The organism is Microbacterium sp. NPDC056234 (genome assembly GCF_042267585.1).
In the GTDB taxonomy this organism is placed as follows: Bacteria; Actinomycetota; Actinomycetes; order Actinomycetales; family Microbacteriaceae; genus Microbacterium.
In genome coordinates, this window is record NZ_JBHJTE010000003.1 from 420,834 (window position 1) to 443,367 (window position 22,534).

Genomic DNA, 22,534 nt, shown 5'->3' on the forward strand with positions numbered 1-22,534 from the left:
GCGCCGCGTGGGGCGCGGCGAACCACGCCCTTTCGTTCAACCCCCCCCCCCGCCCGCGCTTCCTGGCGGGGGGGTTCGCCCCTCTCCCCCCGGGGGGGGCCCCCCCGGGGGGCCCCCCACCACCATCGACTTCGACGGAGACACCATGACCGCTGCTGTTTCAGCACCCCCTGGGAAGCGAAAAGGCATCAAGAGCTCCTACCCGACGTGGTTCTACATCCCGTCCGCGGTGCTCTACATCATCCTGTTCGCCATCCCCACCTTCGCTTCGTTCTACTTCAGCCTCACCCGATGGTCGCTCTTCGACATCGAGTTCATCGGCTTCGACAACTACGTCACCTTCTTCACCGAGCCCATGCTCGTGCAGGGCTTCGTCAACACGTTCGTCTACGGGTTCGTCACCAGCGCGCTCAAGGTCGTCTTCGGTCTCGCCCTCGCCCTGCTGCTGACCGGCTCCATCCTCGGCCGCGGTTACCTCCGGTCGACGATCTTCTTCCCTGTTCTGGTGTCGACCGTCGGCATCGGCATCACCTTCAAGGTGCTGATGGACCCGTTCGACGGGCTCATCAACCAGACCCTGGCCCAGATTGGCGTCCAGGGACCCGGCTGGCTCACCGACCCGGCGTGGGCGCTCATCTCGGTCGCACTGGTGGATGTCTGGAAGGGCGTCGGCATCGCGACCCTGATCTTCATCGCCGGTCTCGTCGCCATCCCGCAGGAGTACTTCGAGGCAGCGAAGGTCGACGGCGCCAGCGCCTGGCAGCGGTTCAAGAACATCACGCTGCCGCTGGTGCAGCCCGCCACGGCGACGGTCGTCCTGCTGTCGCTCATCGGCGGTCTTCGGTCATTCGAGCTCATCTGGGCGATGACCAGGGGCGGACCAGGATTCACCAGCGACGTGATCGCCTCGGTCATCTACAAGCAGTACCAGGCCGGCTTCTACGGTCTGTCCACCGCCGGTAACGTCGTGCTGTTCATCGTGGTGACGGCGATCATCGTGCCCATCCAGTACATCCTCAACAAGAGGCAGGTGGAATCATGACGCTCACCCGCACCCTCACCACGGCAGGCTCCTCCAGGGCGAAGATCGCCCGATCCGACCGGCGTCCGATGACGCCTCGGCTGTTCTTCACCCGCTACGTCATCGGCATCATCGCCATCATCGCGTCGGTCGTCGTGTTCATCGTCCCGTTCGCGTTCATCTTCCTCACGGCGGTGAAGAACCCGCAGGAGGCGTCGCTCTTCGAATTCTCCCTCCCGGCGCAGGGCTGGTACCTGTGGGAGAACATCGTCACGGTGATGCAGGCGAGGGACTGGATGCTCGTGACGGCGTTCATCAACTCCACCGTCCTCACGGTGGCGAGCGTCGCGATCATGGTCGTGTTCGCTGCGATGGTCGGCTACATCCTGCAGCGACGGAAGTCGAAGTGGAACGCGGTCATCAACATCTTCGTCCTCGCCGGGCTCATCGTCCCGCCTGCGGTCGTCCCGACGATCTGGGTGCTGCAGGGCATCGGCCTGTTCAAGACCATGCCCGGCATGATCCTCATCGAGGCGACGTTCGGTCTGAGCTTCTGCATCCTGCTGTTCCGAGCGTTCGTGTCGACCATCCCGCGCGAGCTGGATGAGGCGGCGGTGATCGACGGCGCGGGGCCGCTGCGGCTGTTCTTCCAGGTCGTCATGCCGTTGCTGAAGCCGGTGGCGGTGACGGTGATCGTCGTGCAGTCGGTCGCGGTGTTCAACGACTTCACCGGGCCGCTGTACTTCCTGCCCGGAGACGCGAACGCCACCGTGCAGCTGACGCTGTACAACTTCCAGAGTCAGAGCCTCAGCCAGTGGAACCTGCTGTTCATGAACATCCTGCTGATCACGGTGCCACCGCTGGTGATGTACATCTTCTTCCAGCGTCAGATCGTCGCCGGCATGACCAGCGGAGCCGTCAAGGGTTAGAAGTACTCGGCCGGGATCGTGCCCCGCAGCCAGGCGAGCTCGTTGTCGCGGATGAACACCGACAACGACTCGTCGCGGGACTGATCCCGGCCGAGCCACTCGTCGAGGATCTCGATCAGTGCGTTCGCGGTTCGGATGCCGGGGTCGGCGACCACGGCATCCCACGCCGCGACGAACCCGTCGGGGCTGCGGACCTCGCGCACGAGCCGATGGATGTACTTGGGTCCGGGCATCAGCCGATGGGCGCTCGCGAGCGCGGCCCTCGCTGCGGCGAGCGCGAGGTGCACCGAAGCGTGCTGCAGCAGGAACGGGTCGCCGTGCTCCGCCGCCTGTCGCAGGAAGTACCCGCCGTGCAGGTGCGCCTGCGCGACGTGCGAGCGGATGCGGCCCGCCCAGACCTCGTCGCCGAGCGTGCTGATCGCGTCGACGAGCGGCGCGAGTTCCTCGGACCGGCTGAGCACCACCCGCGCGCCGGCGAACGACGCACGCGTAGGATCGTCGGCGCGCTCGACGGCCGTGCGCAGGTAGGCGAGGTCGGCGAGCTTCACGTCGATGTACGACCCCGGATAGTCCAGGCCGCGGCGGTCCACCCAGGCCCAGCGGTCCTCGGCCGTCGCCCTGGCGAACGCCTCCGCCGTGACCACGAGATACACGTCGACATCGGAATCCTCGCGCGCGGTTCCGCGTGCGACCGACCCGATGGCGACGACCCCGATCGTCTCCGGGTCCTCGGCGACCTGCGCGACGTAGGCGTCGAGCGCCCGCAGCTGTTGCTCCATAACGCCACACCGTAGCGCCTGGTCGCGCAGATCACCGCCTCAGCGCATGCGACGCCGCCGGATTCCGACGAGGAGCACACCACCCATCGCGAGCAGCACCCCACCGATCACGACACCGACCGTCACGTCGACGCCCGTCATCGGCAGGGTGCCGCCGGCCGGCGCGTTCGCGATCGTGAACGGCTCGGACAGCACCGACAGGCCCGAAGCGCCGATCGCTTCCAGTTCGTGCGCACCGATCTCCGCATCCTCGGGGATGTCGAGGATGCCTGCCAGCGTGCCGTCGGCCGCCACGGTGAGCGTCTCCTCCAGCGGCATGGGGGTGGAGTGCAGAACGAACCGCACCTGCTCGCCCGCCTGGAAACCCGTGAACGCGACCTGCATCCGCCCACCGGGGACGAGCGACGATCCTGGCGCGGCCGTCACCGTGCCGTGCGGCTGAACCGCGGGGTCCTCGGGGTCTCCGCCATCGCTACCACCTTCGGAACCGTCGGCGCCGCTCTCCGAACCGCCGTCGGAACCACCGGCGGCCGCACCATCGGCACCGGCGTCGGCCCCGCCGCCGCCCGGCGCGCCGGAGCTGTCGCCCCCACCGGGCTGGCCGCCGTCGGTGCCGCCGTCCGGTTCTCCCGGGGCTTCCCCGCCGCCGGAATCTCCGCCGCCCGGCTCCCCCGGAGTTCCACCGGCGTCGGCGTCACCCGGGTCGGCTCCCGTGTCGCCGCCCCCTGGCTCGCCAGGATCGCCGTCGGCATCACCCTCTCCGGGCTCCCCCGGCTCACCCGGCTCACCCGGCTCACCCGGTGTCCCCCCGCCGGCCGCAGCCGTGCGGAAGGTGCGCACCTCGGAGTACTCGGTCCCGCCGTGCGGGCCGGTGGCGACGACGTACCAGCCGTGCTCGCCCTCGGTCAGGCCGCTCCACGTGGCCGATGTCTGCGTTCCGGAGGCGACTGCGGCTTGCGCGCCGATCTCCTGAGCGGTGAGGATCTCGGCCCGGAACGAGTCGGCGGCCAGCGTCTTCGCGCCGGGGACGATGCCCGCGGCCGCGTACGGGATCTCGAACTCCTGCATCCCCGCCGGGTCGTTCAGAGACGGCTCGTCGGAGTCGAAGTCCTCCAGCGACGGCGAGTAGGTGCGGATGATGATGCGCTCGCCCTGATTGTCGAAGTGCGCCAGGCGCAGGTATCCCAGGCCGCCCTCCGGCAGGCCCTGGTAGTCGAAGAGCATCGAGTACACCGTGCGATCGGCGACTCCGTCGCCGTCGTCGTCGATCTCGTCGGTGCGCGTGTAGGCGTCGTGGTAGTGCCCCGAGCTCACCGCGAAGACGTTGGCGTTGGGTGTCACGACCTCGTCGAACACGCGCTGCGGGAAGGGCCCGAGTCCGCCGGTGGTGAGCATGTACTCGTGCAGGTTGATCCAGACCTTGCGCTCGGGGTAGCGCTGGATCACCTCGTTCAGCCAGGCGATGTCCTCGCTGTTGTCCGTCACATCGTTCGGCGTCGGCCAGCCCATGTAGATCATCAGGAAGTCGATGCCGCCGGCCGATACGAGGTCGTAATGTCCACGGTTGTCCTTGTACGACTCGCCGTACCAGGGGTTGCCCGCGTACCGCTCCTCACCGAAGTGCTGGGAGTACTGGGTGTAGTCCGCGGCGTGACCGCCGACATCGTGGTTTCCCGCCAGCACCCCGTACGGCAGACCCGCCTCGTCGAGCATCGTGTACGCCGCGTTCGCGTTGTCCCACTGGCGGGCATCGGTGTGGACGTTCACGATGTCGCCGTTGTGGATCATGTACTGCAGGTTGAGGTTCTCCCGCTGTTCCAGCAGGAACTCGTGGATCGCGAGCTGGTGCGGATAGTAGTCGTCGGTCTCGTTGTAGTACTGGGTGTCGCTCTCGATGGCGATCGTGAAGTCGTAGGCGTCGCGGGGCGTGGCCTCCGGGTGGTACGGCGCCGCTTCGTTCGCCCGCGGCGACAGGTCATCGGCGGAGAACCCGTCCGAGTGCTGGACGAGGGCGGTCAGCACGCCGTCCACGACGTGCCCGTCGACCGGGACCAGCGCTTCGAGCGTGAATTCGGGCGCCTCCGCCGTCGTCATGTGCTGGGCGACCTGCTCCCAGGCGCCGTCGACCGTGCGGACGTAGAGGATCACCTTCGCGCCGGCGTTCGCGCTGCCGCGCCAGTCGACGCGCGCGAGCGCGCCGGCGCCGACCTCTTCCGACACCGCCATCGTGTACAGCTGGTACGGCAGACCGGTCGCCGCGGTGGTCTCGACGCTCACACCGTCGGTTCCCAGAAGCGCGGCGAGATCCGCCTCGCCCAGAGCCTCGCCGGCGCTGCGGTCCGTCGCCTGCGAATCGGAGACGATCCCGCGGCTGATGGTAAGACCGTCGTCACCGGGGGCGTACCCCTGTCCGACACGGAAGCTCACATCGAGCGCGTCGTCCTCGGCAGACGCCGGGGTGGCGATGAGTTCGGCGGTGTCGCCCTCGAGGATCTCACCGTCGGCGGGACCGTCGAGGCGGATCGCCGGCTGCTCGTCGGCCGTCTCGAACGCGACCGAGGTGGTCGCCGCGTTGCCGACGGCATCCGCGGCGGTGAACTCGGCGATGTGCGCACCCGGCGCGAGCGCGAGCGAGGACGTCGCGAGCGGCAGGGCGATCGGAACACCGTCCAGCACCCCCGAGATCTCCGTGACACCGGATCCGGCGTCCGTCGCCGCGGCGTCCACGACGAGGTGCCCCCGGTACTTCTCGCCGTCGACGACCGTCGGTTCGATGACCGGCGCGGTGTTGTCGACGATCACGGTCCTGGTCGCCTCGTCTGCACCCGCGCGGGCGGTGATGGCGTGATCGCCGTCCTCGACCGACGTCGTGTCCCACACGGTCGACACGGACGTGAACGCGTCATCCGGAATCGTGAACGTCGCGAGGAACGACACCAGCGTCGCGTCGCTGAAGGCGATCCGATCGGACGGGGCGGGGCAGTCCGTGAACGCGGGCGCGGTGACCTGCCCGCCCTCCTCCTTCGTCGTCGCACAGCGATCCGGCCGCAGCACCCGGCCGTCCGGCAGAGCCAGGCGCAGATTCTGGGCCGCGAAGTCGTCGTTGTTCTCGTTGACGTCGGCGTTCGGCCACGCCTTGGTTCCGGCAGTGATCGACAGCGTGACCTGTTCCCCCGGCGCGACGCGCTCGACCGGGACCGCCGCGTCGACGGTGACGATGCGGGCATAGAAGCCCTCGTCGAAGATGCGCAGCACCTCGTCGCCGAGCTTGACGCCGTTGCGGAAGAAGGCGTCGGTGTTGGTCGCCTCGAACGCGAAGACGGGGCCGGTCTCGAGCGACGCGACGGCGTCGTCGACCTCGGTGCCGTCGATCTCGAGCCGGACGTCATCGCCCGTCGCCGAGACCCGCACGGAGCCCGCGACGAACTGCCCGTCGGTCAGGTTCAGCCGCACCGGATCCGGCTCGCCGTCGACGAGCTCGACGCGCACAGGTCCGAGCGCGCTCTGCTGCAGACCGTCGCTCGCCGTGACGGTGTACTCGATCCAGCGCTTGCCGAACAGGTCGGCCGCCGGCACGGAGTAGGAATACCGGTCCGCGGCCTCGACCGTGAGGTCGCGTCGCTGGGTCGCGCCGAGGTCGTCGACCAACTCGAGGGTGACCGAGCGGACGAGCACGTCGTCCGTGATCGTGAATCCGAGGTCGAGAGCCGAGGTGTCCGGGACGTCCGACCCGCCGGTGAGATCCGCGATGGCAGGTGCGGTGCCAGCCGCCGGGGCCGCCACGAAGGATGCCGGAACCTGGTCGGCGCTGACGAAACCGGGCGTGGGTGCCGCAAGCGCCATCATGGTCTGGATGGCACCGTCCGGAGCCTCGGGCGTCCACAGGTGCGCACCCTCGCCAGGGTTCCATCCGTACTGGATCGCCGTGTCGGCCGTGGTCTGGTCGTTGTCGAAGTAGTAGGCGCGGCTCACGTCATGGCCGGTGTCGGTGGCGACCTGGATGCCGCGGGACCCGCCGTTCGCCATGCCGCCGTTGAAGAGCTGGACGATGTCCTCGCCGAGCACGAGCTCGGTGCCGAACGCCTCGTTGAAGTCGGCGACGGTGAGTTCGCTCGCGACACCGGCCGGGTTCACGATCCACGCCACCAGGGTGCCGCCGGCGGCGATCACGACGTCGTCCGGCGACGCCGGCCACAGGGTCGCGTTGAGCGTGACCGGTGTGGTGAGCGCATTGTCGGTGTAGAGGTAGCTGAGCGTGTAGTCGCTGAAGTCGACCGGCGCGTCCGAGGCGTTGAAGATCTCGACGAACTCGAAGGCGTCGGCGCCGTCCACATTCGCGGTGTCAGGAGCGAGCTCGGTGATCTGCAGCAGGGGGGCCGTCAGCGCCGGATCGGTGGGGCGATCCGGGTCCGGGCCGACCGGATCCTCTGGATTCGGCTCCTCCGTTCCGCCAGGACGCACCAGCTGCGCCGGATCGACGAGGCCGGGCGTCGGAGCCGACATGACGCGATCGGACGACACTGCGCCGGACGCCGGCACGGTGTACTGCTCTGACATGCCCCTGCCGGATGCCCGGTCGTAGTCGACACCGGAGACCAGCGTCGATCGGTCACCCTGGAACAGCCGGAATTCGCGCGCGCCGGAGTTGGCGAATCCGCCCTGGCCGATCACATGGAACAGCGGGTAGGTGGATGCGGCGTCGCCGTAGTGCGTGCGGAAGTCCGCCTCGGCGAGCTGCCACTGCTCGACGGCGGCGTCTCCGGTTCCGACCGCGTACCGCAGCCAGAACACGGCGGAGCCCCGGGCGGGGATCGTGACATCGGCGAGTGCGTTCTCCGTGCCCGGTTCGACCACGGTCAGCCACGCGCCCGTGTTGTAGCGCAGGGCGTGGTCCGCGAAGTCGATCGGCGCGTCGGTGGTGTTGGAGACCTCGAAGAACTCGAAGTAGTCCTGATCGGATGGCGTGCCCGCGTTGTCGGGCATGATCTCCGTGATCACGAGCTCGGGGAGCGCTTCGGCGGCGGCCGCGGGCGCGGCGATGCCGACGCCGGTCGCTGCGATGGCGAGGGTGGCCGCGCCGGCGAGGGCAGCACGAAGACGGGTGAAAGCGGGGTGGGTCACGAGAGATCAGCGAATCGCGAACGGCTGAACCGTTCCCCCTGCCGCGGGAAACAGAGGGTGAACCGGAGGTGGCTCGCGACTGAAGCGCGTCGATGTTGCACGATCGGCGACCGCACTCTAATCTTGAAACGATTCATCCACCGATCGAGGAGCATGTCGACGATGACCTCCCCCACCCGGGTCTGCTTCCAGCTGCAGGTCCGCCCCGAACTGCTGGACGAGTACCTGGCACGCCACTCCCCCGTGTGGCCGGAGATGCTCGCCGAGATCGCGGCATCCGGCCGGCGCAACTACTCGCTGTTCCTCGGCGAGCGCGGCACGCTCATCGGCTACTACGAGACCGATGACGACGCGGCAGCGCAGGCGTATCTCGCCTCGTCCGAGATCGCCGGCCGCTGGGAGGCCGAGATGGCCCGCTTCTTCGTCGGCCTCGAAGGCCGCCCCGACCAGGCGGCCGCGCCGCTCACCGAAGTCTTCAATCTGGCGGATCAGCTCTCCGCCGCAGCATCCGAATCCGCAGAAAGCGAGTGATCATGTCCGCCCTCTCCACAGAGAACCTTGCCGCGCTCGAGCAGCAGGGCATCGAGCTGCCCAGCTGGGCGTTCGGCAACTCCGGCACCCGATTCAAGGTGTTCGGCACGCCCGGCACCCCGCGCGATCCGTTCGAGAAGATCGCGGATGCCGCGCAGGTCAACGCCTACACCCGGCTCGCCCCGTCCGTCGCGCTTCACATCCCGTGGGACATGTGCGACTTCGCCGACCTGCGCAAGCACGCCGAGGACCTCGGCGTCGAGCTCGGCACGATCAACTCCAACACGTTCCAGGACGACGACTACAAGTTCGGTGCGCTCACGCACGAGGATGCCGCGGTGCGCCAGAAGGCGATCGACCACCACCTCGCGTGCATCGACGTCATGGACGAGACCGGCTCGCGCGATCTGAAGATCTGGCTCGCCGAGGGCTCGAACTACCCTGGCCAGGCGGACATGCGCGGACGCCAGGACCGACTGCACGACTCACTCGAGCAGATCTACGCGCGCCTCGACGACGACCAGCGCCTCGTGCTGGAGTACAAGTTCTTCGAGCCCGCGTTCTATCACACGGACGTCCCTGATTGGGGCACCTCCTACGCCCAGGTCAGCGCCCTCGGCGAGAAGGCGATGGTCTGCCTGGACACCGGCCACCACGCGCCGGGAACGAACATCGAGTTCATCGTCATGCAGCTGCTGCGCCTGGGCAAGCTCGGCTCCTTCGACTTCAACTCCCGCTTCTACGCGGACGACGACCTCATCGTCGGTGCGGCGGACCCGTTCCAGCTGTTCCGCATCCTGTTCGAGGTCGTCCGCGGTGGCGGTCTGAACAACCCGGACGTGGCGTTCATGCTCGACCAGTGCCACAACGTCGAGGACAAGATCCCCGGCCAGATCCGCTCCGTGCTCAACGTCCAGGAGATGACGGCACGCGCGCTGCTCGTCGACCGTGACGCTCTGACCGCCGCCCAGAAGTCGGGCGACGTGCTGGCCGCGAACGCCGTGTTCATGGACGCGTTCTACACGGATGTCCGCCCCGCTCTGGCAGAGTGGCGCGAGAGCCGGGGCCTGGCCGCCGACCCCATGGCGGCGTACGCGGCATCCGGCTACCAGCAGAAGATCGCCGAAGAGCGCGTCGGCGGCGTCCAGGCCGGCTGGGGCGCCTGACCCACAGACTCGCCGGGGGCGCGGGATGCCGATCTCCGCGCCCCCGGCGTTCACCGTGAGAGGACACGAATGACCACGCCCTATGCCGCCGCCGATGGACTCGTACGCGTCTACCCGCCCGAGACGCCGAACGGCACAGGACTCGTCTGGGCCCACGGAGGCGGCTTCCTGTTCGGCGACATCGACATGCCGGAGTCCGACTGGGTGGCCCGTCAGCTCGCCGCCCGCGGGACGACGGTCGTGTCGGTCGACTACCGACTCGCGCCGAAACCCGAGGGTTTCCATCCCGGAGTGACGGCAGAGCCGGGGCACGTCTATCCGGCAGGGTCCGACGACATGGTGTCGGCCTGGCGGTGGACGCTCGCCCACGCGGACGAGCTCGGCATCTCGCCGTCCGCCCTCGCGATCGGCGGAACCAGCGCCGGTGGCAACCTGGCGGCCGGGGCCGCGCTCCGGCTCGCCGGAACCGACGAGGCCCCGGCACTCGCCGTGCTCGCCTACCCGACCCTGCTCGCGGTCCAGCCCGCTCCGGATGCCGAGCTGCGCGCCGCCCTGGACGCCGACCCCGATGCAGACCGGTTCGGGCCGGCATCCGTCCTGAGGATGTACGAGAACTACCTCGGCGGGTCCGTCGACGATGCGCCGTTGCCTGCTGTACCCGGAAGCGCCACGGCATCCGACCTGGCGCAGTATCCGCCGACGTTCATCGTCAACGGGGACGTCGACGAGCTGCGCGTCTCAGGCGAGCACTTCGCCGCGACGCTCGCCGAGGCCGGCCGCGACGTCGAGGTCCTCACCGAGCCCGGCACCCGGCACGGCCACCTCAATCGACCGGACGAGCCGGCGGCGACCCGCACGATCGAGCGGTTCGCCGCCAGACTGGCCGCGTTGGTGGCGTAGCCGCTGCCCCTCAGTGCTCGGGGATCCAGTTGCCGTGGAGGCCGAGCGGAACGCGCGCCGGGAGATGGACGCGTGCGAGCGGCTCGCCGGCGAAATCATGGGCGGCGAGCACGACGAGATCGGCCGCGCCGCGTTCGGGGTCGTGGACGTAGAGCAGGTTGTACCCGTCGTCCTCGCTCTTCGCATTCGCAGCTGGGACGAAGACCGTCTCGCCGACCGCGGCGTCGCGCCCGAACTCGTGCGCCTCGGTCGTGCCGCTGACCAGATCGTGCTTGAGCACGGCGTTCGAGAATCCCTCATCCGGCCGGTCCGGTTCGGTCCGGCTGGTCGGCGCGTACAGCTCGGTGGCGGCGGAGTAGCCGTAGCGATACGAGCGGCCCGCATACCGACCGTTCAGCCTCGGGAAGTCCTGCGGCCGATCGTGCAGCAGCTCGGTGCGCACCTTCCCCGCCGCAAGGTCGACCGTCCAGCGCTCCAGGATCGGGCGACCGGCTCCGATGTCGAGAAGGCTGAACCTGCCCAGATGGACGATCACGTCGGCGACGATTCGGCCGGCCTCCTCGTAGGCGTTGAGGGTGTGCCCCACCATGCCGGGCGGCAGGTCCATCCACCGCACCGTTCCGCCTGAGCGCGGCATGACGCCGAGCTGCGTGGGCGCGTCGTCGTTCCACCCGAACGGCACGCCGGTGGCGAACAGCTCGGGGTTGAACACGATCGGCGAGGCGTAGATGAGCACGAAGTTGTCAGTGAGTCCGAAGTCGTGCAGATACGGGAGTTGAGGGGCCGGGATGTTCGTCGTTCGCTGAACACCCCCGCCCGGATGGAAGACGATGTGCTGGATGACGTCGACGCCGTACTGGAAAGCCAGCGAGTGCATCTCGCCGGTGCGGTGATCGTACTTCGTGTGCGCGTTGGCGTTGAAGCCCTCCGGGGTCGCGCCCAGATCGCATGCACCGACGGTGTCGAGTTCACCCGTCAGCTCGTAGGGTGCGAGCCCGCCCTCGATGAGGGCGTAGAAGCGTCCGCCGTGCCCGGCGACCTGCACATTCGGCGCGAAGTCGAACCGCTCGTCGACCGGTCGCCCGCGACGCGGCTCACCCAGACGGTCCGCCACGGATGCCGAACGCACCCACCGGTTCCGGTACCACTCCGCACGGCCGTCACGAAGGCGGACGCCATGCACCATGCCCTCGCCGAGAGTCCAGATGTGAGCCGAAGCATCCTCGAGTCCGAGCGGGTTGGGTCCGATGCGCAGGTAGCGCCCGTCCAGGTCGTCAGGGAGCTTGCCGGTGACGGGCAGATCGAAGGCGGTGATCTCTTCGGTCACCGGGGCGAAGTTGCCGCGGGTGTATCGCTCGAGCCGCACGGTGGCTCCTTTCATTGATTTATACGAACGTATCATACGTTTGTATAAATGGTGAGAGAGTCGCATAGGATCGGGAGCATGGGACACCGGGAGGACCTCCTCGAAGGCGCCAAGCGCTGCCTGATCGAGCGCGGCTACAGCCGGACGACCGCCCGCGACATCGTCGAGGCCTCGAACACGAATCTCGGATCCATCGGCTACCACTACGGAACGAAGGACAAGCTCCTGCTCCAGGCGATGGTCGAGCTGTCCGGCGACCTGGCCGAGAAGATGATCCCGGTCGGCGGCGGAGCCGATGCCGCAGGCGCCGAAGAGCGCCTGCGCACGTTCTGGGCGGGAATGATCGACTCCTTCCGCCGCGATCGGGCCCTCTGGAAGGCCAATCTCGAGATCCTCACCCAGACTCTGCACGACGACGAACTGCGCGAGCGACTCGCGGACACGCAGGAGCGCGGGCGCGTCGGCTTCGGTGAGACGTTCACCTCCGCAGGCGGCGACGCGGGGCGAGCCGCCGGGGCGATCCAGTTCGCGCTCGTCACGGGCGTCATGATCCAGCACCTGGTCGACCCGGACCGCGCCCCCATCGCGGATGATGTCGTCGCCGGCCTGCGGGCCATCGCTGCACTGCGCTGACGCCGCATCACCCCTGACAGACACGGCAGGGGTGTTCCGTCGCGCCCGACAGAATTATCATGATCTGACAAACTATGACAGACTGTCACAGCGCTCGGTGATTCCTTCCCGCGCGCCACGTCGGAAACACAGGAGTTCATCCACATGATGGCCACAGTCGCCCCATCGCCGCAGCGCAGTTTCTTCGGGCTCGCCCCCGCCCTGATCTGGGGCTACGTCGCGATCGCCTTCTTCATGACGGGCGATGGCCTCGAACAGGCCTTCCTCTCCGATTTCCTCGTCACCGAGCAGGGTTTCTCCACCGGCGAGGTCTCGAGCCTGTTCACCGTCTACGGACTGGTCGTGGCGATCGCCGCCTTCGCCTCCGGTGTCCTCGCGGAGTACTTCGGCCCGAAACGCGTGATGGTCGCCGCGACGATCATGTGGATCGTCTTCCATGCCGGGTTCATGGCGTTCGGCGTCATGTCGCACAACTTCGCCATGATGATGCTGATGTACGCGATCCGCGCGATCGCGTACCCGCTGTTCGTCTACGGATTCGTCGTGTGGATCTCGTACGCCGCCCCGCAGAACAAGCTCTCCTCGGCGATGGGCTGGTTCTGGGCCGCCTATTCGATCGGCGTCGGCGTCTTCGGCTCCTACCTCCCCAGCTACCTGATCCCCGCCATCGGACCGGTCATCACGATGTGGGGATCGATCATCTTCATCGCGATCGGCGGCATCCTCGCCGGGTTCCTGGTCAGCGGCAAGGGTCCCGACATCGAGGGGCCGCGCACGCTCGCCGGACTCGGCCGGACGCTGGCGCACACCATCGCGCTGCCGTTCAAGAACGTGCAGCTCGCCTACGGCATGACGCAGCGGATCATCAACCAGATCTCGCTCTACGCCTTCATCGTGATGATGCCGATCGTGTTCGTGCGCGACATCGGATTCAGCCAGGAGACCTGGCTTCAGTTGTGGGGCCTGGTATACCTCGTCACCGTCTTCACGAACCTGATGTGGGGCGTTCTCGGCGACCGGATCGGCTGGGTCAGAACCGTGCGCTGGTTCGGCAGCATCGGCATGGCCGTGTCCACCCTGCTGCTTTACTTCCTGCCCGCGACATTCGGCCCGAATGCCTGGCTCACCGGCGCCGCTGTCGTGCTCTTCGGCATCGCGATCGCGGCGTATGTGCCGCTGTCGGCGCTGATGCCCGCGCTCGAACCCAACCATCGCGGCGGAGCCGTCGCTCTTCTGAACCTCTCCGCCGGCCTGTCGCAGTTCGTCGGGTCGCTGATCGTCACGATCTGCTGGGGCTGGCTGGGCACAGCCGGAACCGTCATCGTGCTCGCCGCGATCTACCTGCTGGGCTTCGCGCTCAGCTTCAAGATGAAGGTCGACCAGTCGGCTCTGACCTCAGAGCTCGAAGCCGTCGATGCCGAGCGCACCAGGGCCGACGCTGCGGCCTGATCCGACGTGATGAGAGGGTTGTCGAGCACTGCGCGCGGTGCCGGTCAGATGAGGACCGGCACCGCCTCGCGGTACGCCCGCAGCCTCTCGTCCTCCGGGTCCACCTCGGTCGCGAGCACGCCGATCTGGCCGTGCCGCACCGACGCCGCCGCAGCCCGGCGATCGAGCTTCGCTGTGTCGACGCCGACGATGACCTGCTCCGCCGAGCGAGCGAACGCGCGCTTGATCTCCGCCTCCTCGATGGTCGCCTCGAAGCAGCCGGACGGCTCGTCGATCGTCGATGCCGAAGCGAAGAAGCGTACGAACGTGAAGTCCGCGATGTTCGATGTCGCCATGGTTCCGACGAGCGAATCGCTGCGCCGGTCGAAGCGTCCGCCCGTGAGCAGCGCCGTGATGCCGGGCTTGTCCTGCAGCACCTGCAACGTGAGCATGCTGTTGGTCACGATCGTCAGATCGGATGCCGAGGGCATCAGAGTGGCCAGCCGATACATGGTCGTCGACGAATCCAGCGCGATCACCCCGGACGACGGGACCAGGTCCAGCAGCTTCGCCGCGATCGCCTGCTTCTGCTCGCCGTGGCTGCGGTCGCGGCCTGTGAAGCTGACCGGCCCGACGAACACCGCCCCGCCGCGCACCCGGCGGGCCTGGCCGTCGTCTTCGATGGCACGCAGGTCGCGTCGGATGGTCATCTCGCTGACACCGAGACGTTCGGATGCCGAGGCCAGGCTCACAGATCCGACGGCACGCAACTCGGTGAGCAGCCAGGCGATGCGCTCCTCCGCAGCAAGACTCTTCACCTCTTCATCCTAGATTCGCCGGGCGCACCCGCCGCCCGCACACCCCCACGAAGGGATTTCCCCCAATGACCGCACCGTTCCGTGTTCTCGCCGCAGGCGACCGCTTCATCCGCGCCGGGCTCTTCCGCAGCGAGCTCGAGGATCGACTGGGCGACCGGGTCGCCGTGGAGGAGTTGGAGTTCGAATGGCCCGACGCACCGTTCGGTGCCGTCGGCGAGGTCGACGAGGCCTCCGGCGACGAGGACTCGCTCATCGCCGCGCTGGCCGGCAAGCAGGCCATCGTCACGCAGCTCGCCCCGCTCACCGAGCGCGTGCTGCGTGAAAGTCCCGACCTGCGGATCATCGGGGTATCCCGCGGTGGACCGACGAACGTCAACGTCGATGCGGCCACGCGATTCGGCATCCAGGTCGTGAACGTTCCAGGGCGCAACGGAATCGCCACGGCGGAGATGACGCTCGGCCTCATCCTGGCCGTCACCCGCCGCATCCCCCAGACGCATCAGACGCTGGCCGCTCATGAATGGCATGGCGAGTTCTATCGGGCCGACGAGGTCGGCATGGAGATCGCCGGCTCGACGGTCGGACTCCTCGGCGCCGGAGCCGTCGGCGGCCACGTCGCGACGGTGCTGCACGCCATGGGCGCCGAGGTCCTCGTCTTCGACCCCTATCTTCCGGCCGGTCGACTGGACGGCATCATCACGCGCATCGACGACATCGACGAGCTGTTCCGCCGTTCGAATCTCATCAGCGTCCACGCGCGGTTGACCCCCGAGACCCGGCACGCCGTGTCCGCCGAGCGTCTGGCCATGATGCCGTCCGGCGGATTCCTCGTGAACGCCGCGCGGGGCGGCCTGGTCGACTACGACGCCGTCGCGGATGCCGTCGACTCCCGCCACCTGGCCGGTGCCGCGTTCGACGTGTTCCCCACCGAGCCGGTCGATTTCGGTCACCGCCTCTTCACGCTGCTGGCCGAGGGTGCGAACATCGTGATGACCCCGCACATCGCGGGGGCGAGCCGTCAGACCGCGATCCGCGCTGCGGCCGGTGTTGCTGAGGAGGTCGCCCGTCACATCGACGGCGCGGCACCGCTGCACCCGCTGAACACGGTAGGACAGGAGATCGCAGCACGATGAGCAGGCAGAACGTCGTCGTCGGCATCGATGTCGGCACCAGTTCCGTCAAGGTCGTCGCGACCGACCTCGACGGGCGCCTGGTGGCCGAGGCGTCGACGCGCTACCCCACCATGACCGATCTCGCCGGCGGTGCGGAACAGGATGCCGAGGCCTGGTGGGCCGCTGTGTCCGCCATCACCCCGACGGTCGTCCGCGACGCGAAGGTCGCAGCCGTCGCCGTGACCAGCCAGGCCCCCACCCTGGTGCCCGTGGACGCCGCGGGCTCCACCACCGGCCCCGCGCTGACCTGGCTCGATCGCCGCGCGATCGCGGAGGCACGCCGCATCGGTGAGATCGTCCCGGAGAGCCGCAACGGCGCCGACCCGTTCTTCGGAACCGCGAAGCTGCCCTGGCTGCTCGCCGAGCGCCCGTCCATCGCGGCTCGCACTGCTCATGTGCTCTCCGCCAACGGCTTCATCGTGCAGCGTCTCACCGGCGTCGCCACGCTGGATGACACCTCCGCCTCCCTGATGCAGGGATTCGACGAGACATCCGACGCGTTCGACGAGCAGTTGATGTCGGCAGACCTCGGGCTCCATCTGCTGCCCCCGATCGTGCGTGCGGCGGCGATCGTCGGCACCGTGACCGTGGATGCCGCGCAGGCGACCGGCCTGCCGGCGGGGACGCCGGTGGTCGCCGGTGGCATCGACTCGGTGGGTTCGGCGCTGGAAGCCGGCACTCTCGCGGTCGGCGATCCGCTGGTGGAGATGACCGGATTCTCCAGCGTCACGATCCTCGCGGCCCCCGCCGGCGTGAGCGTGCCCGGTTTCATCCACGCCCGCCATGCCGTGGAGGGTGTGGACCTGCTGATCACGGCTCAGGTGACCGCCGGTGCGACCGTCGACTGGATGAACGGGTTGGACTCGACCGCCGATCTGCGTGACTCCGACGCGATCCTTGCGCGCAGTCGCCCGTCGAGGCTGACCATGGTCCCGAGCCTCGCCGGCGAGCGCACCCCGAGCTGGAACATGAACGCCCGCGGCATCATCGACGGTATCGACCTGGCCACGGACGGCACCGAGCTGATGCTCGCGGTCATGGAGGGCAACGCGCTCGCGCTGGCGACCGACGTCCAGTCCCTGCGCGCTCACGGCTACACCATCGACCGGATGCTGGGCACGGGCGGCGGTTCGACGTCGCCGGCGTGGCTGCAGATCAAGTCCGACGCCCTCGGCATCCCGGTCCAGCGCCCGGCCAGCGGACACGGCGCGGCTCAAGGCGCGTCGTACCTGGCCGGGCTCGCGGTCGGGGTGCATGCCTCGGTCGAATCGCTGCGCGCGCTGTCGGCGGGTATCGAGGCCGAGTACGCCCCGGATGCCGATCGGCACGCCGCGTACGTGGCCAAGCTCGAGCGGTATCGCGAGCTCACGGCGCTGAACACCTCGCGCTGACATCTCAGGCGCACAAACGACTGTGCGGATGCCGGTTCTTCACCGGCATCCGCACACTCGTATTCCGAGGTCAGACGATCGTGTACCCGCCGTCGATGACGATGCTCTGGCCGACCACGTAGTCGGACCGGTCGCCGGCCAGGTAGACGATCAGATCGCCGAGCTCCTCCGGCTGCCCCATGCGCCCCGCGGGGATGCGGCTGACCCAGTCCGCCGCCATCTCGGGGTTCTCCGCGACGAAGTCACGGGTCATATCGCTGGCGAAGTACCCGGGAGCGATCGCGTTGACGCGGATGCCCAGCGGCAGCCACTCGACCGCGAAGCTCTTGGTGAGCATCGACACCGCGGCCTTGGAGGTGTTGTAGGCCGCCTGCGTCTGCGGGATGTTCACGGCGAACGCCGACATCGACGACACGTTGATGATGCTCGCCTTGTGCGTGGTCGCCAGTGCGGCGGCCGGCTCCGCCGGGTGCGCGGCGGTGTAGCGGCGCGCGAACTCCCGGTTCACGATGAACGTGCCGGTCAGGTTCACGCCCATCAGCCGGTTCCAGGCCTCCACCGAGGTCTCGATGGCTGGCGAGTCCAGCGTGATGCCGGCGGCGTTGATGAGGACGTCGGCCGTGCCGAAGCGCTCGCCGATCGCATCGAAGGCGGCGACGACGGATGCTTCATCGGTGACGTCGACCGTGATGCCGGCGGTCTGCACGCCGGTCTCGGCCGCCAGTGCGGCTGCCGAGTCGACGACGGCGTCGAGGCGGTCCAGCAGCACGACTGCGGCTCCGTGGCCGGCCAGCGCCTGCGCCATCGCGTATCCGAGTCCGCGAGCACCACCGGTGACGACCGCGACACGGTTTGTCAGATCTTGTTCGAACGTGTGAGACATATCAGGAGCGTACCTCACCGTGTGAGATCGTGTGAGAACTATCATTGACTTCACACCCACTTACCCCGAGGAGGGCAGGGATGGCGACGACCGGAACCCTGGATGCCGAATCCCGCAGGGACCAGCTCGGCCTCATGCTCACGCGCGACGGCGTCATCCGCCTCGATCAGGCCGCGACCGAGCTCGCGGTATCCGCGATGACGATCCGACGGGACCTCCTCGACATGGAGGCCGATGGCCTGCTGCGCCGGGTCCGCGGCGGTGCGATGCCGCCGCTGGGACCCCGCTCGTTCAGCGAGCGCAGCGCCTCGCGGTCACGGGCCAAGTCGATCATCGCCACGAAGGCCACGGCTCTCGTCCCCGCCAGTGGCGCGATCGCCCTGGACGCCTCGACCACGGTGGGAAAGCTCGCCGGCATGATCGGCGGGAAGGAAGGCCTGACGATCGTCAGCAACTCCTACGAGAACTTCCTCGCCGCACGCCAGGGCGGGGGTGCGGCGACCGTGCTGATCGGCGGCGAGCCGGAGGCCCTCACCGGCAGCTTCGTCGGCCCCCTGGCCTGCACGGCCGCATCCGCTCTGCTGTACCGCCGTTTCTTCACATCGGCCAGCGCTGTGGATGCCGCCCACGGCTCGAGCGAGGTCTCACTCGCCGAGGTGCAGGTCAAGCACGAGTTCGCCAAGGCCGCGGGCGAGACCGTGCTGCTGGCGGATTCGACCAAGCTCGATCAGCACGATGTCGCGCGCTGCTTCTCGTGGAGCTCGGTCAGCGTGCTGATCACAGAGCTCGACCCCGCCGACACCCGCTTGGACGCGTATCGCGAACTGGTCGAGCTGCGCTGAAGACCACGGACCGGAGTCGCGCACTTGACGTGATGTTATTTCTTGTCATACTGGACAAGAAGAAACATTGGACGGGAGCCCACCACGCATGTCTGAATCCACCGCCGCCGCACTCATCGCACGGTCGAACCGCCTCGGCGCCGACCCGAAGAACACCAATTACGCGGGCGGCAACACCTCCGCGAAGGGCACCGAGACCGATCCGGTGACCGGCCAGCCCGTCGAGCTGCTGTGGGTCAAGGGCTCCGGCGGCGACCTGGGCACGCTGAAGGAGTCCGGCCTCGCGGTGCTGCGTCTGGACCGCATGCGCGCGCTCGTCGACGTGTACCCGGGTCTTGACCGCGAGGACGAGATGGTCGCCGCGTTCGACTACTGCCTGCACGGCAAGGGCGGCGCCGCTCCGTCGATCGACACCGCGATGCACGGTCTCGTCGACGCGGCGCACGTCGACCACCTGCACCCCGACAGCGGCATCGCGATCGCCACGGCGGCGGACGGCGAAGAGCTGACCGCGACCATCTTCGGCGACAAGGTCGTGTGGGTGCCGTGGCGCCGCCCCGGCTTCCAGCTCGGCCTCGACATCGCCGAGATCAAGACGGCGAACCCGCAGGCGATCGGCTGCATCCTCGGCGGCCACGGCATCACCGCCTGGGGCGACACGTCCGAAGAGTCCGAGGCCAACTCGCTGTGGATCATCGACACCGCGGCGGCCTACATCGCCGAGCACGGCAAGGCGGAGCCCTTCGGCCCCGTACGCGCCGGCTTCGAGGCACTGCCGGATGCCGAGCGACGCGAACGCGCGGCATCGTTGGCCGCCACGATCCGCGGCATCGCCTCGCACGACAAGCCCATGGTCGGCCACTTCACGGATTCCGACGTCGTGCTCGACTTCCTCGCGTCCGAGCGCGCACCCGAGCTCGCAGCGCTCGGCACGAGCTGCCCCGACCACTTCCTGCGCACGAAGGTCAAGCCGCTGATCCTCGACCTCCCAGCGACGGCATCCCTCGAGGACCAGATCGCCCGATTGCACGAGCTGCACGAGGAGTACCGCGCCGACTACCAGGCGTACTACGACGCGCACGCGACGGCGGAGTCGCCCGCGATCCGCGGCGCCGACCCGCTCATCGCCTTGATCCCCGGCGTCGGCATGTTCTCATACGGCGCCAACAAGCAGACCGCTCGCGTCGCCGGCGAGTTCTACGTCAACGCGATCAATGTCATGCGCGGCGCCGAGGCGCTGTCGACCTACTCCCCCATCTCGGACGCCGAGAAGTTCCGCATCGAGTACTGGGCCCTCGAGGAGGCCAAGCTCCAGCGGATGCCGAAGCCGAAGTCGCACCAGGGCCGCATCGCGTTCGTCACCGGCGCGGCATCCGGTATCGGCAAGGCCATCGCCACTCGCCTCGCGGCCGAGGGCGCCTGCGTCGTCGTCGCCGACCTGGACCTCGAGAAGGCGCGGGCCGCAGCTGCCGAGCTCGGCAGCACGGACGTCGCGATCGGCGTCGCCGCCAACGTCGCGGATGCCGATGCCGTACAGGCCGCGCTGAACGAGGCCGTGCTGGCCTTCGGCGGCGTCGACCTCGTCGTCAACAACGCCGGCCTGTCCCTGTCGCGCCCCCTGCTGGAGACCACAGAGAAGGACTGGGATCTGCAGCACGACGTCATGGCCAAGGGCTCGTTCCTGGTCTCGAAGGCGGCGGCGAAGGTCCTGATCGAGCAGAAGCTCGGCGGCGACATCATCTACATTTCGTCGAAGAACTCCGTCTTCGCCGGCCCGAACAACATCGCGTACTCCGCGACGAAGGCCGATCAGGCGCACCAGGTGCGGCTGCTCGCGGTCGAGCTGGGCGAATTCGGCATCCGCGTCAACGGCATCAACCCCGACGGCGTCGTGCGCGGCTCCGGCATCTTCGCCTCCGGCTGGGGCGCGAATCGTGCCGCGACCTACGGCGTGGCGGAGGAGGACCTGGGCCAGTTCTATGCGAACCGCACGATCCTCAAGCGCGAGGTCGTCCCCGAGAACGTCGCCGACGCCGTGTTCGTGCTGACCGGTCCCGAGCTGAGCCGCACCACAGGGCTGCACATCCCGGTCGACTCCGGCGTCGCGGCCGCGTTCCTGCGATGAGCGAGGTCCGCTCGGTCGCCGCGGTCGATCTGGGAGCGACGTCCGGACGCGTCGTGATCGGACGGGTCTCGGGCGACGTGCTCGAGCTCGAGCTCGTCTCCCGTTTCCCGAACGGCCCGGTCGAGCGCGAGGACGGCCTGCACTGGGACTTCGAGGCCCTGTACGGCCACGTCGTCGATGGCCTGGCCGAGGCCGTACGACGCGACCCGTCTGTCGAGAGCATCGGCATCGACTCGTGGGCCGTCGACTACGGGCTGATCCGCCAAGGAGAACTGCTCGCCGAGCCGTTCCACTACCGCGACGACCGCACCGAGCGCGGTGTGTCCGAGGTGCACGCGATCGCACGCTTCGCCGAGCTGTACCAGCGCAACGGTCTGCAGTTCCTGCCGTTCAACACGCTCTACCAGTACCGCGTGGACGGCCGACTCGCGAACGCCGATGTCGCGCTCCTCATCCCCGACCTCCTCGCATACCTGTTGACCGGCGCGCGCGTGGCCGAGCGCACGAACGCGTCGACGACCGGGTTGCTGGGCGTCGAGTCGTCGGAGTGGGACCTGGAGCTGGCGGGACGTCTCGGCATCCCGTCCGGCATCCTGCCTCCGCTCGTCGACCCCGGCACCGCGATCGGGACGCTGCGGCCGGAACTCGCCGAGCGCATCGGCAAGGACCTGCCCGTCGTCGCGGTCGGCTCGCACGACACGGCGTCCGCCGTCGTCGCCGTTCCACTGTCGACGGCCGACTCGGCGTACATCTCCTGCGGCACGTGGGGTCTGGTGGGCGTCGAGCTCGCAGAGCCCGTGCTGACGGATGCCGCGCGCGATGCGAACTTCACCCACGAGCGGGGTGTGGATGGCCGGTTCCGGTTCCTGCACAACGTCACCGGTCTCTGGCTGCTGAGCGAGACCGTTCGGGCCTGGGAAGCCGAGGACGGTGCGCCGATCGGTCTGCCAGACCTGCTGGATGCCGCGGGCGCCGTCACGGGTGACATCCCGCTGTTCGATGCGAACGACCCGGCACTGAGCGCCCCCGGCGACATGCCCGCGCGTATCGCGGCGGTGCTGGCCTCCTCCGGCACCCGGGTGCCGGAAGGCCGCGCGGCCTTCGCACGCAGCATCATCGAATCGATCGCGCAGGCCTTCGCGGAGGCTGTACGGACGGCTGGTGATCTCTCCGGTCGGGAGCTCGACGCCATCCACCTCGTGGGCGGCGGGTCGCTGAACCGGCTGCTGTGTCAGGCGACCGCTGATCGCTCTGGGCTGCCCGTGCTCGCCGGCCCGGTCGAGGCGACCGCGCTGGGCAACGTGCTGGTGCAGGCGCGGGCGCTCGGTGCCGCTCCGGCGACGCTGGAGGAGCTGCGCGCACTCGTGGCTCTGACGCATCAGCCGACGCGGTTCGATCCGCGCTGACTGCCAGCACGCATCGCTCACGA

17 protein-coding genes are annotated in these 22,534 nt (G+C 68.5%); 12 read left to right on the forward strand and 5 right to left on the reverse strand.

Features of this window, described 5'->3' with window-relative positions:
* Positions 1-145 precede the first annotated feature (145 nt).
* Entirely contained in the window at positions 146-1,042 is an 897-nt protein-coding gene (locus ACFCYE_RS11350; RefSeq protein ID WP_376178773.1) for a carbohydrate ABC transporter permease, read from the forward strand.
* Entirely contained in the window at positions 1,039-1,950 is a 912-nt protein-coding gene (locus ACFCYE_RS11355; RefSeq protein ID WP_376178775.1) for a carbohydrate ABC transporter permease, read from the forward strand. The genes ACFCYE_RS11350 and ACFCYE_RS11355 overlap by 4 nt, the downstream gene beginning before the upstream one ends.
* On the opposite strand, the gene ACFCYE_RS11360 is transcribed toward ACFCYE_RS11355, so the two are convergent.
* Both ACFCYE_RS11360 and ACFCYE_RS11365 read right to left on the reverse strand, forming a co-directional pair.
* Positions 1,947-2,729 carry a nucleotidyltransferase domain-containing protein gene (locus ACFCYE_RS11360; RefSeq protein ID WP_376178776.1) on the reverse strand — a complete coding sequence of 261 codons (783 nt, stop codon included), beginning with the start codon at positions 2,727-2,729 and terminating at the stop codon, positions 1,947-1,949. The genes ACFCYE_RS11355 and ACFCYE_RS11360 overlap by 4 nt on opposite strands.
* A gap of 39 nt (positions 2,730-2,768) precedes the next feature.
* Positions 2,769-7,850 carry a lamin tail domain-containing protein gene (locus tag ACFCYE_RS11365; protein WP_376178778.1) on the reverse strand — a complete coding sequence of 1,694 codons (5,082 nt, stop codon included), beginning with the start codon at positions 7,848-7,850 and terminating at the stop codon, positions 2,769-2,771.
* A 162-nt stretch (positions 7,851-8,012) separates the two neighbouring features.
* On the opposite strand from ACFCYE_RS11365, the gene ACFCYE_RS11370 reads away from it, so the two are divergent.
* From ACFCYE_RS11370 to ACFCYE_RS11380, 3 genes are all read left to right on the forward strand, one after another.
* The gene (locus ACFCYE_RS11370; protein ID WP_376178780.1) at positions 8,013-8,381 is read left to right on the forward strand and encodes an L-rhamnose mutarotase; all 369 of its coding nucleotides are present in this window, start codon (positions 8,013-8,015) and stop codon (positions 8,379-8,381) included.
* A 2-nt stretch (positions 8,382-8,383) separates the two neighbouring features.
* Positions 8,384-9,547 (forward strand): L-rhamnose isomerase, encoded by a 1,164-nt coding sequence (gene rhaI / locus ACFCYE_RS11375; protein WP_376178781.1) that lies wholly within the window; start codon positions 8,384-8,386, stop codon positions 9,545-9,547.
* Positions 9,548-9,616: 69 nt separating this feature from the next.
* On the forward strand, positions 9,617-10,447 hold the full coding sequence (locus tag ACFCYE_RS11380) for an alpha/beta hydrolase (RefSeq protein WP_376178783.1): 831 nt from the start codon (positions 9,617-9,619) through the stop codon (positions 10,445-10,447).
* Positions 10,448-10,457: 10 nt separating this feature from the next.
* On the opposite strand, the gene ACFCYE_RS11385 is transcribed toward ACFCYE_RS11380, so the two are convergent.
* Positions 10,458-11,828 carry a carotenoid oxygenase family protein gene (locus ACFCYE_RS11385; protein WP_376178784.1) on the reverse strand — a complete coding sequence of 457 codons (1,371 nt, stop codon included), beginning with the start codon at positions 11,826-11,828 and terminating at the stop codon, positions 10,458-10,460.
* Positions 11,829-11,891: 63 nt separating this feature from the next.
* Between ACFCYE_RS11385 and ACFCYE_RS11390 the strand changes: the two genes are divergently transcribed.
* Positions 11,892-12,446 (forward strand): TetR/AcrR family transcriptional regulator, encoded by a 555-nt coding sequence (locus tag ACFCYE_RS11390; RefSeq protein WP_376178786.1) that lies wholly within the window; start codon positions 11,892-11,894, stop codon positions 12,444-12,446.
* 144 nt (positions 12,447-12,590) lie between these two features.
* Positions 12,591-13,895 carry an MFS transporter gene (locus ACFCYE_RS11395; protein ID WP_376178788.1) on the forward strand — a complete coding sequence of 435 codons (1,305 nt, stop codon included), beginning with the start codon at positions 12,591-12,593 and terminating at the stop codon, positions 13,893-13,895.
* Between the two features lie 44 nt (positions 13,896-13,939).
* On the opposite strand, the gene ACFCYE_RS11400 is transcribed toward ACFCYE_RS11395, so the two are convergent.
* Positions 13,940-14,692: a DeoR/GlpR family DNA-binding transcription regulator gene (locus tag ACFCYE_RS11400; protein WP_376178790.1), complete on the reverse strand. Its 753-nt coding sequence runs from the start codon at positions 14,690-14,692 to the stop codon at positions 13,940-13,942.
* A 65-nt stretch (positions 14,693-14,757) separates the two neighbouring features.
* On the opposite strand from ACFCYE_RS11400, the gene ACFCYE_RS11405 reads away from it, so the two are divergent.
* Positions 14,758-15,825 carry an NAD(P)-dependent oxidoreductase gene (locus tag ACFCYE_RS11405; RefSeq protein WP_376178792.1) on the forward strand — a complete coding sequence of 356 codons (1,068 nt, stop codon included), beginning with the start codon at positions 14,758-14,760 and terminating at the stop codon, positions 15,823-15,825.
* Positions 15,822-17,255, forward strand: a complete 1,434-nt coding sequence (locus tag ACFCYE_RS11410; protein WP_376178794.1) for an FGGY-family carbohydrate kinase — start codon at positions 15,822-15,824, stop codon at positions 17,253-17,255. Before ACFCYE_RS11405 ends, ACFCYE_RS11410 begins: the two co-directional genes overlap by 4 nt.
* Positions 17,256-17,325: 70 nt before the next feature.
* On the opposite strand, the gene ACFCYE_RS11415 is transcribed toward ACFCYE_RS11410, so the two are convergent.
* On the reverse strand, positions 17,326-18,138 hold the full coding sequence (locus ACFCYE_RS11415) for an SDR family NAD(P)-dependent oxidoreductase (RefSeq protein WP_376178796.1): 813 nt from the start codon (positions 18,136-18,138) through the stop codon (positions 17,326-17,328).
* Between the two features lie 80 nt (positions 18,139-18,218).
* Between ACFCYE_RS11415 and ACFCYE_RS11420 the strand changes: the two genes are divergently transcribed.
* The 3 genes from ACFCYE_RS11420 (at position 18,219) to ACFCYE_RS11430 (ending at position 22,511) form a co-directional block, all read left to right on the forward strand.
* Positions 18,219-18,980 (forward strand): DeoR/GlpR family DNA-binding transcription regulator, encoded by a 762-nt coding sequence (locus tag ACFCYE_RS11420; RefSeq protein ID WP_376178798.1) that lies wholly within the window; start codon positions 18,219-18,221, stop codon positions 18,978-18,980.
* Positions 18,981-19,068: 88 nt separating this feature from the next.
* On the forward strand, positions 19,069-21,105 hold the full coding sequence (locus ACFCYE_RS11425; RefSeq protein WP_376178800.1) for a bifunctional aldolase/short-chain dehydrogenase: 2,037 nt from the start codon (positions 19,069-19,071) through the stop codon (positions 21,103-21,105).
* Positions 21,102-22,511: a rhamnulokinase family protein gene (locus ACFCYE_RS11430; RefSeq protein WP_376178802.1), complete on the forward strand. Its 1,410-nt coding sequence runs from the start codon at positions 21,102-21,104 to the stop codon at positions 22,509-22,511. The genes ACFCYE_RS11425 and ACFCYE_RS11430 overlap by 4 nt, the downstream gene beginning before the upstream one ends.
* Positions 22,512-22,534: the final 23 nt, after the last annotated feature.

Excerpts from the sequence above, each read along its gene's own strand:
- ACFCYE_RS11390 (WP_376178786.1), top strand. The coding sequence starts at position 11,892 with ATGGGACACCGGGAGGACCTCCTCGAAGGCGCCAAGCGCTGCCTGATC.
- ACFCYE_RS11385 (WP_376178784.1), bottom strand. The coding sequence starts at position 11,828 with ATGAAAGGAGCCACCGTGCGGCTCGAGCGATACACCCGCGGCAACTTC.
- ACFCYE_RS11410 (WP_376178794.1), top strand. The coding sequence starts at position 15,822 with ATGAGCAGGCAGAACGTCGTCGTCGGCATCGATGTCGGCACCAGTTCC.
- ACFCYE_RS11360 (WP_376178776.1), bottom strand. The coding sequence starts at position 2,729 with ATGGAGCAACAGCTGCGGGCGCTCGACGCCTACGTCGCGCAGGTCGCC.
- ACFCYE_RS11430 (WP_376178802.1), top strand. The coding sequence starts at position 21,102 with ATGAGCGAGGTCCGCTCGGTCGCCGCGGTCGATCTGGGAGCGACGTCC.
- ACFCYE_RS11380 (WP_376178783.1), top strand. The coding sequence starts at position 9,617 with ATGACCACGCCCTATGCCGCCGCCGATGGACTCGTACGCGTCTACCCG.
- ACFCYE_RS11405 (WP_376178792.1), top strand. The coding sequence starts at position 14,758 with ATGACCGCACCGTTCCGTGTTCTCGCCGCAGGCGACCGCTTCATCCGC.
- ACFCYE_RS11355 (WP_376178775.1), top strand. The coding sequence starts at position 1,039 with ATGACGCTCACCCGCACCCTCACCACGGCAGGCTCCTCCAGGGCGAAG.
- ACFCYE_RS11350 (WP_376178773.1), top strand. The coding sequence starts at position 146 with ATGACCGCTGCTGTTTCAGCACCCCCTGGGAAGCGAAAAGGCATCAAG.
- ACFCYE_RS11420 (WP_376178798.1), top strand. The coding sequence starts at position 18,219 with ATGGCGACGACCGGAACCCTGGATGCCGAATCCCGCAGGGACCAGCTC.
- ACFCYE_RS11370 (WP_376178780.1), top strand. The coding sequence starts at position 8,013 with ATGACCTCCCCCACCCGGGTCTGCTTCCAGCTGCAGGTCCGCCCCGAA.
- ACFCYE_RS11425 (WP_376178800.1), top strand. The coding sequence starts at position 19,069 with ATGTCTGAATCCACCGCCGCCGCACTCATCGCACGGTCGAACCGCCTC.
- ACFCYE_RS11395 (WP_376178788.1), top strand. The coding sequence starts at position 12,591 with ATGATGGCCACAGTCGCCCCATCGCCGCAGCGCAGTTTCTTCGGGCTC.
- ACFCYE_RS11415 (WP_376178796.1), bottom strand. The coding sequence starts at position 18,138 with ATGTCTCACACGTTCGAACAAGATCTGACAAACCGTGTCGCGGTCGTC.
- rhaI (WP_376178781.1), top strand. The coding sequence starts at position 8,384 with ATGTCCGCCCTCTCCACAGAGAACCTTGCCGCGCTCGAGCAGCAGGGC.